Source organism: Methylophaga sp. UBA2513, from assembly GCF_002341285.1.
GTDB classification, from domain to species: Bacteria; Pseudomonadota; Gammaproteobacteria; order Nitrosococcales; family Methylophagaceae; genus Methylophaga; species Methylophaga marina.
On sequence record NZ_DDNT01000001.1, the window covers coordinates 97665 to 109709 of the forward strand.

A 12045-nucleotide genomic window follows, 5' to 3' on the forward strand; every position below is an offset into this window, starting at 1 on the left:
ATGGCGATATTTCGAATGAGCCCGCCATTTCTGGCAGGTACCAACCGCGTGACGCTGCAAATGCTGCAAGTCATTTTAGCGATGATTCCTGCAGTAGCCGCGATGGTTTATTTCTTTGGCCCTGCGGTCTTAATCAATATTACACTGGCATTAATCGTCGCCCTGCTCGCAGAAGCAGTCATGCTGACTCTGCGTAAAAGACCGATTAAACCTTTCATCACCGATGGCAGTGCGGCAGTAACAGCCGTATTGTTGGCTGTCGCCATACCGCCGCTCGCACCTTGGTGGTTAACGGTCACCGGGATTTTATTTGCCATCATTTTTGCCAAGCATTTGTATGGAGGTCTGGGCTACAACCCATTTAATCCTGCCATGGTTGGATATGTGTTGTTATTAGTGTCATTTCCGCTTGAAATGACAACCTGGTTACCTGTTGACTCGCTGACAGACAAATCTCTCGATTTACATTCGGCTTTACAATTAATTTTTTACGGTGAAACCAGCGCTGGTTGGACTGCAGATACTGTTTCTGGGGCAACGCCACTCGATACAATGAAAACTCAGATAGGACAATCGATTGCGCCTGTCTATATCGTTAATCAAAACCTATTTGGCAGTTTAGGTGGTTTAGGCTGGGAATGGATTAACATCTGGTTTGCCATTGGTGGTCTTTATTTACTTTATCGTCGCGTCATTAGCTGGCATGTTCCAGTTGCCATGATCGGCACATTGTTTGTGATGAGTGGTGTCACTTATTTGTTTGCCCCTGAAATCACGGGCTCACCTCTATTCCACCTGACAAGTGGCGGAACGATGATAGGTGCGTTTTTTATTGCCACTGATCCGGTTTCAGGTTCGACAACGGTGAAAGGTCGTCTGGTATTTGGTGCTGGTGTAGGCGCTTTAACCTACATCATTCGAGTATGGGGAGGCTATCCTGATGGTGTTGCCTTTGCTGTGCTGTTAATGAACATGCTGGCACCGCTAATCGATTATTACACGCAACCTAAAGTCTACGGGGCCACGAAATAATGGCAGACCTAAAAAAGCACATCTTACGCGTAGGCGTGGTTTTGGGCATTTTTGCTATCGTCGCTACCACCATGGTGGCGTACACAGAACAAAATACACGTCAACAAATTAAAGAAAACGAACGTCAAGCATTATTGGATGCCATCAATATTCTGATACCGCATGAACAATACGATAATGCGATTTTACAAGACACCATCTTACTGCCAGCCACTGAAAGCTTAGGTACTGAAGAACCCACTCAAGTTTTCCGTGCTCGCAAACAGGATCAACCAGTCGCTGTCATCCTGACCGTTGTCGCGCCCAACGGTTATTCGGGACGTATTAAAATGCTGGTTGGGATTTATAACGATGGTACGCTGGCAGGCGTACGTGTTATCAATCACAAAGAGACCCCAGGCCTCGGTGATAAAATTGATGCCAGCCGCTCTGACTGGATTAAACAATTCGAAGGTTTATCATTAGAAAATCCATCATCAGCCAAATGGAAGGTCAAAAAAGATGGTGGTGCTTTTGACCAGTTTACTGGGGCAACCATTACACCAAGAGCTGTGGTGAGAGCGGTAAAAGGCTCGCTTGAGTATTTCAAAAATCATCGTGAAGCATTATTTGCTATCAATGAGGAAAAATCATGAATGCTTATTATCAGATTGTAAAAGATGGTCTGTGGAAGAATAACCCCGCCCTTGTTCAACTTCTGGGTTTATGCCCCCTCCTCGCCGTAACGAACACCGTCATTAATGGACTGGGACTGGGATTAGCAACCATCCTGACCTTAGTGGCATCAAATGGTTTGATTTCGCTACTCAGAAACCAGATTCCTGATGAAGCAAGATTACCCGTTTTTGTCATGATCATTGCCTCAATTGTGACCATTATTGAATTATCGATGAATGCCTGGTTCCATGATCTCTACATTATTTTGGGTATTTTTATCCCGCTGATTGTCACCAACTGCTCCATCATTGGCCGTGCAGAGGCTTTCGCCGCTAGAAATTCAGTTGGACCAGCGTTGCTGGATGGGCTAATGATGGGAATTGGCTTTACTGCTGTCCTGGTTGTGCTTGGCGGCATGCGTGAACTGATTGGTCAAGGCACCTTATTCAGTCAGGCAGAGTTGATGTTTGGTGATATCGCAAAAAACTTCACTATTACCGTTATTGATGATTACCGTGGCTTTTTGTTGGCTTTGTTACCACCGGGTGCTTTTATCGGCTTGGGATTAATTGTTGCCTTAAAAAATGTGATTGATGCCAAAGTGAGTAAGCAACAAACAGTAAAAGTTGAACCCACAGCCGAAGTCGCTACGAGCAGCTAAGATGAACCAGGCTCAACGGCGTGACTTTTTTGCTACTTTAAAAGCACATAACCCGGCCCCTACGACGGAGCTTCATTACTCTTCTCCTTTTGAGTTACTGATTGCTGTGATTCTGTCAGCTCAAGCAACGGATGTGGGAGTAAACAAAGCCACGGACAAACTGTACCCCATAGCGAATACGCCTGAGCAAATTCTCGCCTTGGGAGTGGATGGCTTAAAGCAATACATCAAAACGATTGGTTTATTCAACAGCAAGGCTGAAAATGTCATCAAGACCTGTCGAATTTTAATTGAGCAACATAACAGTCAGGTCCCAGAAGATAGGGAAGCACTGGAAGCCTTACCTGGTGTTGGTCGCAAGACCGCTAACGTTATCTTAAACACCGTTTTTAAACACCCTGTCATTGCCGTAGACACGCATATCTTTCGTTTATCTAACAGAACAGGGCTGGCAAAAGGAAAAACGGTTAAGGCGGTCGAAGACAAACTTATGAAAGTTGTCCCGAAAGACTATCTGTTAGATGCGCATCACTGGCTAATATTACATGGCCGCTATGTCTGTCTGGCGCGTAAACCAAAATGTGACACCTGCTCTGTCACCCAATATTGTGACTATTACCGTGACCAGCAACGTCGTCAGTCACGAACTGCATCATAATGTTTGGTCAAAACCGACAAGAAATCAGACAAGTCTATTTCGATGTTTGGAAGAAATTCCATACTAGCGCCCCCCTCACCGAGCTCGAAAAACACATCGCTCATATCATTGAGATTCATCCCGAATATCACGCCTTATTTAATCAACCAGATAAAATCGATCAAGACTACTTCGTTGAAGCTGGCGAAACCAACCCTTATTTACATATGGGGTTACATCTGGCTCTGCACGAACAGATTCAAACAAATAGACCCCAGGGTATTCGTGACATCTATCAGCAATTACTTCATTCCAAACAAGACCCACATCACTGTGATCACATGATGATGGACTGTCTGGCGCAATCTATATGGCAAGCACAACGTGATGGCATGCCACCATCAGAAGACGAGTACCTAAACGCTTTGAAGCAGCTTTTGCCATAAATCACAGCAACTTAATTCATACTATTGGGTCATTAACATCAAATAGCCACAAGCGGAGCAAAGTGAATGAAAGCCTATGGATTTTTTCAAGCCAATGGACAAGCACAAGAACTCGAGCGCGAGACACCCTCACCCAAAGGACATGATCTTCTTATCAAAATAGAAGCGATTGCTGTTAACCCTGTTGATACAAAAATTAAAGCCAGCCTGGGTGACAATAATGACAAGGCCAAAATTATTGGTTGGGATGCCTCTGGCACTGTTGTCGAGACAGGTGATGAGTGTGAACTATTTAAAGTTGGCGATAAAGTTTTCTACGCTGGCGATGTCACGCGTGATGGCTGTTATGCCTCACATCAATTAGTTGATGAACGCATTGTCGGCAAGGCCCCACAAAATTTCACTGCTGAACAAGCTGCTGCCATGCCGCTTACCAGTATTACTGCGTGGGAAGCCCTATTCTCAAGAATGCGCATTCAGCCCGATCTGGATAAAGGTAAAACCATCCTGATTGTTGGCGGTGCCGGCGGTGTAGGCTCAATTGCTATTCAACTGGCTAAACAGGTTGCAAAGTTCAATGTCGTGGCAACAGCATCTCGTAAAGAGTCTATCGATTGGTGCTATGCAATGGGTGCAGATCACGTCATCAACCATCAACAATTAACGGATCATTACTCAGCATTAAATATTGCTGCTCCCGATTATATTTTATGCTTAGCAGATACTGACCCATACTACGATGAACTGACCGATTTGCTAGCCCCTCAAGGCATGATTTGTTTTGTTGTCACAAGCGAGCAAAATCACAATATAGACAAGCTCAAAAATAAAAGTGCAGGCATTGTCTGGGAGTTTATGTTTGCCAGACCTATGTACAAAACAGCCGATATGATCGAGCAACATCATATACTGAATAGCATCTCAGAAATGCTGGATATAGAAACGCTTAAATGTACTCACAAACAGACATTGGGGCCGATGTCTGCCAGTAATATTGAACAAGCCCACCAACGTTTACTATCCGGTCATACCATAGGGAAAATATGTTTATCGGCAATAGAGAACTAATCCTTTCTGTTGCTTTTCGTGGCACAGAAAGTTCGTTAACCGTATAATCATCGCCATTATTAAAATAAGCAGAGGTTTTCAGTGAATAATAATAATTCTGGTCAATTTCTAATTGGTAGTATTGTCACCGTATTAATACTTTTCGGTTTGATATTAGTTGTGCTGGATAACGCACTCGAATTGGGCAAGAATGCAACCGCTCCAGCCAGCATGGATGAAGAAGCGGTCGCTGAACGTATCAAACCCGTTGCAGAAGTCAACATTGGTGAACCGCCTGCTGTGCAAGCAGCACCTGCAGAAGAAGATACCAATACTGGTGGCGCCGGTGAACAAATCGTGACGCAAGTCTGTGCTGCCTGCCATGCTTCTGGACTGATGAATTCACCTAAAATTGGCAATGCTGCAGACTGGGCTCCACGTATTGAAAAAGGTATCGACACCCTGCATAAGCATGCTATTGAAGGCTTTAATATGATGCCTGCTAAAGGTGGTCGTTCTGATCTGAGTGATGAAGCAATAATGGAAGCGGTAGACTACATGGTCGCTCAATCACAATAGCGTAAAGTCTGAAATGAACAAAAAAGCACTGTAGAGCGCTGCTCTACAGTGCTTTTTCATGTATAAATATAGAATATGAGCACCCGTTAGATAACAGGAAAATCAATGAATTTATTGGCGTTCAACTTACCTTTAGTTGCTCTAATCCCTTTTCTGGGCGCACCTATTGCCGCATGGGCTGCAAGATTTAATCGTGTTGCCTCTGCCTGGGTGGCGGGCATTGTCACCTTTTTAGCACTATTGATCTTGATGCCAGCTGTTCATATTCCTTTTGATAATGAAACACTGATTCAGAGCTGGTCATGGCTACCTGCACTGGGTTTAGATTTCGCGTTTCGACTTGATGGCCTGTCGCTACTCTTTAGTTTTCTGATCTTACTGATTGGACTACTTGTCATTCTGTATGCACGCTATTATTTATCGGCTCAGGACTCAATGGGCCGTTTTTTTGCGTATTTATTGATGTTTATGGGCTCAATGTTAGGCATTGTGCTTTCAGAAAATTTAATTCAGCTTGTTATATTCTGGGAATTAACATCCTTAACGTCATTTTTATTGATCAGCTACTGGCAGTACAGCCAAGATGCCCGCGATGGTGCAAGAATGGCACTGACCATCACAGGTGCCGGTGGTTTAGCTATGCTGGCTGGCGTATTAATGATTGGCAATATGGTTGGCAGCTTTAATCTCACCGACGTGTTGGCATCAGGCGATCTTATTCGCCAAAATGAACACTATCTGACGGCATTAGTATTAATTTTATTGGGCGTCTTTACCAAGTCGGCTCAATTCCCTTTTCACTTCTGGCTGCCTCACGCCATGGCAGCACCGACCCCTGTATCGGCCTACTTACATTCAGCCACAATGGTGAAAGCCGGTATTTTTATTCTTGCTCGACTATTTCCGGTTCTTTCAGGCACTGAGGCCTGGGGTTGGTTAGTGGGTGGGGCAGGTATGATAACTATGGTGCTGGGCGCCTATACCGCACTCTTTAAGCATGATTTAAAAGGACTATTAGCCTATTCCACCATAAGTCATCTTGGACTAATCACACTGTTATTTGGTTTTAGCACCAAGTTAGCTGCTGTGGCGGCCATCTTCCACATCATTAATCATGCGACCTTCAAAGCATCGTTATTCATGGTGGCTGGAATCATCGATCATGAATGTGGCACCCGCGATATGCGCAAAGTTAATGGCTTATTAAAATACATGCCACATACCGCTGTACTCGCCATGATCGCGGCGTCTGCCATGGCAGGTGTTCCCCTTCTGAATGGTTTCCTGAGTAAGGAAATGTTTTTCCAACAAGCTTTAACCGCAACGGATCACCATACTCTTAGTTGGGCGATTCCCGTCATTGTGACATTCGGCGCCGTTTTTTCTGTTGCTTACTCGCTACGATTTATCCACGATGTATTTTTTAATGGTGAACCTCAGGGCTTAAGCAAAACACCACATGAACCACCACGGTTTATGAAGATACCTGTCGATATTCTGGTATTGCTGTGTCTTGGGGTGGGTATGGTACCCATGCTGATTGTCGCCCCGATTCTAAGTGTGGCTGTCGCGGCGAGCATACAATCTGTACCACCTGATTATAGTCTCGCTATCTGGCATGGTTTCAATATCCCTTTATTAATGAGTTTTATTGCTCTGTTATTCGGCGTTATTGTCTATTTCTATCGGGAAAAATTATTCCGCTGGCACGATACAAATTTACCTCGCCTGGATGCGAAAACACTGTTTAACAGAATCACACACGGTTTATTAGTGCTGAGTGGCAGAATCAGTCGATTATTTGATCGTGGCTCTTTGCAAAATGCCATTAGTTGGGTATTGCTGTCTGGTGTCGCGGCAACATTGTATGGATTTTTACAGTTTGATAGCCCACTGTTTGGTGACCGCACTTTACTGGATGCGAACCTGCTCACCATGGTGCAAGTGGGTATTCTTGTGATTGCCAGTATATTAACGGCGTTATTGCATCATCAAAGACTTGTTTCACTGATTATTATCGGTGTGATTGGTTTGATCGTCTCCCTGGGCTTTGTGAAATTCTCAGCACCTGATTTGGCTTTGACGCAATTATCCGTTGAAGTCGTCACGATTGTGCTGCTGTTATTGGCTCTGTTCTTCTTACCACAGCACAGTCCTCAGGAAAGAAGTCATAGACGACTGTTTCGTGATCTGGTTTTATCCATTTCTGCAGGTGTCACTGTCATGTTATTAGCCATGGCTGTAATGAGCCGGGATTACGCGAGTATTTCTGGATTCTTCCTTGAGAACAGCAAGCCTGGTGGCGGTGGTACTAACGTGGTGAATGTTATTCTCGTTGACTTCCGTGGCTTTGATACATTGGGCGAAATTGTTGTACTAGCCTTAGCTGGTCTGGGTATTTTTGCGCTACTCAAAGATCTGAAATTACCTGCACCGCAACGTGACACAGAGGGACGTGAGTGGAGTCATGATCCTCACCCGCCGATTATGCAAACACTGACAAGACTGCTATTCCCATTAATGTTGATGGTTGCCGTCTTTATCTTCTTGCGAGGTCACAACTTACCTGGTGGTGGCTTTATCGCAGGATTGATTGCTGCAGTAGCACTCATTTCACAGTATCTTGCAAACGGTATTGCCTGGACAAACGCCAGAATCAAAGTGGATATGCATAAAGTCATTGCGGTTGGTTTAACAGCAGCTTTTGTCACCGGGTTAGCAGCCATGTTCCTGTCTTATCCGTTCCTAACGACGACATTCACCTATCTGACATGGCCGATTGTTGGCAAATTTGAAATTGCCAGTGCCATGATATTTGATTTAGGTGTATTTCTGGTGGTCGTTGGTGCAACCGTACTTATTCTGGTCGAACTGGGTAAGCTCAGTCACGCATCTCATGGTTTAGCTCAACAGGAGAAAAAATAGATGGAGTGGTTAGTTGCCATCGCGATAGGTGTCATGACATCAAGTGGTGTCTACCTTGTGCTTCGGGCTCGTACCTTTCCTCTGGTACTGGGGTTAACGCTGATTTCCTATGCAGTGAATGTATTTTTATTCGTTATGGGACGCTTACAAATTGGTGAGGCTGCCATTATCTCTGCGGAAACAACCAAATATACCGATCCTCTTCCTCAGGCGCTGGTATTAACCGCCATCGTCATCGCATTTGGCATGACGGCATTTTTGATTGTTCTGGCTTTAAAAGCACGTAGTGAACTAGGTAACGATCACGTCGATGGCATGAGTTATGTGGCTGAAGAACAGGAGAATAAAGTAGCAGGAGGAGATGCCAAATGACACTGTCACAGCTGCCTATTCTGCTTATTTTGTTACCTTTATTGGGTGGCATACTGACATTATTTTTTCGGCCCAAAGGTATCCCGCTGCAGCGTGTAGTTAGCCTGATATTCACTATGGCTCTGCTGTTGCTGAGTATCTATACCGTCACTATCGCCAATAGTGGTGATTATTCTGTTTACTTACTTGGTAACTGGACAGCGCCATTTGGCATCGTGATGGTGTTGGATAAGCTATCTTCCTTGATGATACTGCTGACCTCCATACTGGCTGTTATTGCATTGGCTTATGCCATTTCTCAGGGTACTGATAAAAAAGGTCAACATTTTCATGTGCTCTATCAAATCCAGCTTTTTGGTCTGAATGGTGCCTTCCTGACTGGTGACTTGTTTAACCTGTTTGTCTTCTTCGAAGTGCTGTTACTCGCATCATATGGCTTATTACTCCATGGCGGCGGTCGTCTTCGCACTAAAGGCGGGCTGCATTATGTCGTCATTAATCTGGTCGGCTCCAGTTTGTTTTTATTCGCTGTGGGTACACTCTATGGCATTTTGGGCACATTAAATATCGCTGATATGTCTACGCACATTGCTCAGCTGGACAGTGCTGATCAAGGTATTGTGGCAGCAGCTGGACTGCTTCTTTTAGTGGTGTTTGGTATCAAAGCGGCTATTTTCCCGCTCTATTTGTGGCTACCTGGTGCCTATGCCAATACCTCTGCTGCCGTGGCTGCTTTATTTGCGATCATGACCAAAGTGGGTCTCTACGCGATTATTCGCGTTCACGGCACGTTATTCTCAGAACAGGCAAGCGCGCTAGTTGGCTTACATGCTGAGGTAGTATTAAGTCTTGGCTTGGTCACGTTAGCAATGGCCGTCCTTGGCGTATTTGCATCCCGTGCATTAAAAGAACAAACCGCTTTTCTGATACTGGCTTCCGTCGCCACGCTTTTGATTGGTATCGGGATTAATACAACCGAAGCCTTAGCGGCTACCTTGTATTATCTAATTCATTCCACGCTGATTGGTGCCGGATTATTTCTGGTAGCCGACATCATTGCTCGTGCCAGAGGCTCATACTCTGATAGGTTACGTCCTGGCGCCCCAATGAAACATGCCATTCTTTTAGGCTCTGTGTTTTTCATTACCGCTATTGCTATTGTAGGCATGCCACCACTGTCAGGGTTTATCGGTAAAGTAATGATTTTGGAAGCCGCGCTGAGCAGCACATTAAGTACCTGGATCTATGCCATCATTTTAATAGGCAGCTTATTAATGATTATGGCGATGGCACGGTCAGGCTCAATCATTTTCTATCAAACGGATACCTCTCTCGATGATGACAGTGAAAAGCTGAATATACGTGCATTGGCACTGGCTTTAGTTTTAGTGCTAGCCAGTCCGATATTAGTCATTGCAGCCGGTCCTATATCTGATTTTACCCAGAGTGTGGCTTCACAACTGAATGATCATCAAGCTTATATTGATGCAGTAATGGGCCAGCCTGCCTATCAGGGAGGAGAATAATATGTGGCGAAAATGCTTTCCTCATCCATTTCTCACTCTGGCCTTATGGGCTATCTGGCTTTTATTGAATAACACCTTATCGGCTGGCCATATGATTTTAGGTGGCTTACTCGCAATATTTATTCCTTGGTTCAGTGCTGGATTCTGGGAGGAGCGCGTCATGGTACGTCGGCCATGGTTGCTGATTAAGTTTTTCAGCTCTGTGCTCTGGCAGATAGTGATTGCCAATATTCATGTGGCGCGTCTTATTCTCATGTCCTCAGATAAACTGCGACCCGGTTTTGTTGAGATACCATTGGATTTAACCTCACCATTGGCGATCAGTATTCTTGCCAATACCATTTCACTGACTCCCGGGACTGTCACCTGTGACTTGTCTAAAGACCAGAAAAAGCTGTTGATTCATGCCCTGCATATCGATGATGCCCAAACAACCATTGATGAAATCAAACAGCTGTTTGAAAAACCGTTAAAGGAGATTTTCAACTAATGCTGAATATCGCCATCATTACAGCCTGCGTTATGGTGTGTACGGCCCTGCTATTGAGCCTTTATCGACTACTTATCGGTCCTAGTGTGCCGGATAGAATTCTGGCCCTCGATACACTGTATATTAATTCAATTGCCCTACTTATCCTGCTGGGTATTTTCCTGCGAAGCAATCTTTATTACGAAGCCGCTCTATTGATTGCGTTGATGGGGTTTATGGGTACACTCGCGCTAAGCAAATACCTGCTGCGCGGCGACATAATGGAATAAATCATGTTAGAAATTTTATTATCTATTCTGATTATTCTGGGTGGTTTCTTTACGCTGGTCGGTTCCCTAGGCTTATTCAAACTGCCTGACTTTTATATGCGTTTACATGGTCCCACCAAAGCCAGTACTTTAGGTGTCGGTGCTGTTCTGGTGGCATCTGCCATTCATTTCAGTACCAAAACTGACGGTATCAGTTTGCATGAAATACTGGTGACTTTATTTTTATTTATCACCGCTCCAGTCAGTGCACATTTGATGGCAAAGGCTGCACTTCATATTAAAGTCAGACAAGAAAAACGTACGTTGAATAAATCTGACCAGGAAGAATAATGCATATCTGGGTCGATGCCGACGCTTGTCCGGCTGTTATTAAAGAAATCCTGATTCGGGCTTCAAGACGCACCTCCCTGCCGCTGACCTTTATTGCAAACCACGCGATTAAGGTGCCGGCAGATAATCAAATTCAGTTTATTCAAGTCGCCTCAGGTTTTGACATGGCAGATGATGAGATAGCCCGCCGTGTTCAAATGAAAGATTTAGTTATCACTGCTGACATTCCACTTGCCAACGATGTGATTGATCGTGGCGGCATCTGCCTCAGCCCACGTGGTGAACTAATGGATAAAAGCAATATTGCTGCACGTTTAACCATGCGTAATTTTATGGATACCATGCGTTCAAGCGGTGTGGATACAGGTGGACAGAATGCCTTTAATCACCGTGACAGAATGCAGTTTGCCAATCAACTCGACAAAATTATTCAATCATCATTTTAATAAAAACCAAATAACCGGAACAATTGTATTGATAATTCTGTCTCAGCGATGGTTTTCACAAAGGAGAGAGAAATGATAAATGATTCGATAGACCGATATGGCAGTGTGACGCGTTTTTTCCACTGGTTAGTAGCCGTACTTGTTTTCCAACAATTTTTTAAATTTGCTGATCGGATTAACGATGGTAAACACTGGTTAGGCGACACGTTCGGTCCCTATCATGTGTCGATAGGCGCAATCATTATGATTCTCGCCATAGTGCGTTTATTGTGGAGTATGAAACAAAAAAATCAACGTCCGATTATTGAAGGTGCTAACAGCAAACTGGTAAAAACGGTACATAGCATCATGTATTTTTGCCTGATTGCTATGCCACCACTGGGTGCACTATATATCCATGGACATGGGTATCCAGTCAAAATATTTGGTCAGGTGCTCGTTGAAAAACCAGCAGATAAAGTGCAATGGGCCCATGATATCGGCGAGTTACACTCAGTATTAGCTATCGTACTGGTTATTTTGGTGGTCGGCCATATTGGCGCTGCACTCTACCATCACTTTATACGCAAAGACGACACGCTTCGCCGCATGGTTTAGCATAAAAAAGCCCGGTCACTTCAGTCACCGG

Annotated in this window: 15 protein-coding genes; all 15 read left to right on the forward strand. The window is 44.5% G+C overall.

Annotation, left to right across the window (positions count from 1 at the left end; genetic code table 11):
- The gene (gene rsxD / locus B3V56_RS00460; RefSeq protein ID WP_289283844.1) at positions 1-1032 is read left to right on the forward strand and encodes an electron transport complex subunit RsxD; all 1032 of its coding nucleotides are present in this window, start codon (positions 1-3) and stop codon (positions 1030-1032) included.
- Complete coding sequence (gene rsxG / locus B3V56_RS00465; RefSeq protein ID WP_289243409.1) at positions 1032-1667, forward strand: electron transport complex subunit RsxG; 636 nt, start codon at positions 1032-1034, stop codon at positions 1665-1667. The genes rsxD and rsxG overlap by 1 nt, the downstream gene beginning before the upstream one ends.
- On the forward strand, positions 1664-2350 hold the full coding sequence (locus B3V56_RS00470) for an electron transport complex subunit E (RefSeq protein ID WP_289283234.1): 687 nt from the start codon (positions 1664-1666) through the stop codon (positions 2348-2350). Before rsxG ends, B3V56_RS00470 begins: the two co-directional genes overlap by 4 nt.
- A 1-nt stretch (position 2351) precedes the next feature.
- On the forward strand, positions 2352-3008 hold the full coding sequence (gene nth, locus B3V56_RS00475; protein ID WP_286304184.1) for an endonuclease III: 657 nt from the start codon (positions 2352-2354) through the stop codon (positions 3006-3008).
- Positions 3008-3433: a DUF1841 family protein gene (locus B3V56_RS00480; RefSeq protein WP_289283845.1), complete on the forward strand. Its 426-nt coding sequence runs from the start codon at positions 3008-3010 to the stop codon at positions 3431-3433. The genes nth and B3V56_RS00480 overlap by 1 nt, the downstream gene beginning before the upstream one ends.
- A gap of 66 nt (positions 3434-3499) precedes the next feature.
- Positions 3500-4501, forward strand: coding sequence for a zinc-binding alcohol dehydrogenase family protein (locus tag B3V56_RS00485; protein ID WP_289283846.1), 1002 nt, complete (start codon positions 3500-3502; stop codon positions 4499-4501).
- A gap of 81 nt (positions 4502-4582) precedes the next feature.
- A complete protein-coding gene (locus tag B3V56_RS00490) occupies positions 4583-5059 on the forward strand; it encodes a c-type cytochrome (RefSeq protein WP_289283238.1) in 477 nt (158 codons plus the stop codon).
- A 105-nt stretch (positions 5060-5164) separates the two neighbouring features.
- The gene (locus B3V56_RS00495; RefSeq protein WP_289283239.1) at positions 5165-7984 is read left to right on the forward strand and encodes a monovalent cation/H+ antiporter subunit A; all 2820 of its coding nucleotides are present in this window, start codon (positions 5165-5167) and stop codon (positions 7982-7984) included.
- Positions 7985-8356, forward strand: a complete 372-nt coding sequence (locus B3V56_RS00500; protein WP_289243403.1) for a Na+/H+ antiporter subunit C — start codon at positions 7985-7987, stop codon at positions 8354-8356.
- On the forward strand, positions 8353-9882 hold the full coding sequence (locus B3V56_RS00505; RefSeq protein WP_289283241.1) for a monovalent cation/H+ antiporter subunit D: 1530 nt from the start codon (positions 8353-8355) through the stop codon (positions 9880-9882). The genes B3V56_RS00500 and B3V56_RS00505 overlap by 4 nt, the downstream gene beginning before the upstream one ends.
- 1 nt (position 9883) lies before the next feature.
- Positions 9884-10372 carry a Na+/H+ antiporter subunit E gene (locus B3V56_RS00510; protein ID WP_286304177.1) on the forward strand — a complete coding sequence of 163 codons (489 nt, stop codon included), beginning with the start codon at positions 9884-9886 and terminating at the stop codon, positions 10370-10372.
- Complete coding sequence (locus B3V56_RS00515) at positions 10372-10641, forward strand: K+/H+ antiporter subunit F (protein WP_007146389.1); 270 nt, start codon at positions 10372-10374, stop codon at positions 10639-10641. The genes B3V56_RS00510 and B3V56_RS00515 overlap by 1 nt, the downstream gene beginning before the upstream one ends.
- Positions 10642-10644: 3 nt before the next feature.
- Complete coding sequence (locus B3V56_RS00520; RefSeq protein WP_286304176.1) at positions 10645-10971, forward strand: Na+/H+ antiporter subunit G; 327 nt, start codon at positions 10645-10647, stop codon at positions 10969-10971.
- Entirely contained in the window at positions 10971-11417 is a 447-nt protein-coding gene (locus B3V56_RS00525; RefSeq protein ID WP_286304175.1) for a YaiI/YqxD family protein, read from the forward strand. The genes B3V56_RS00520 and B3V56_RS00525 overlap by 1 nt, the downstream gene beginning before the upstream one ends.
- A 72-nt stretch (positions 11418-11489) precedes the next feature.
- On the forward strand, positions 11490-12014 hold the full coding sequence (locus B3V56_RS00530; RefSeq protein WP_289283243.1) for a cytochrome b: 525 nt from the start codon (positions 11490-11492) through the stop codon (positions 12012-12014).
- Positions 12015-12045 lie beyond the last annotated feature (31 nt).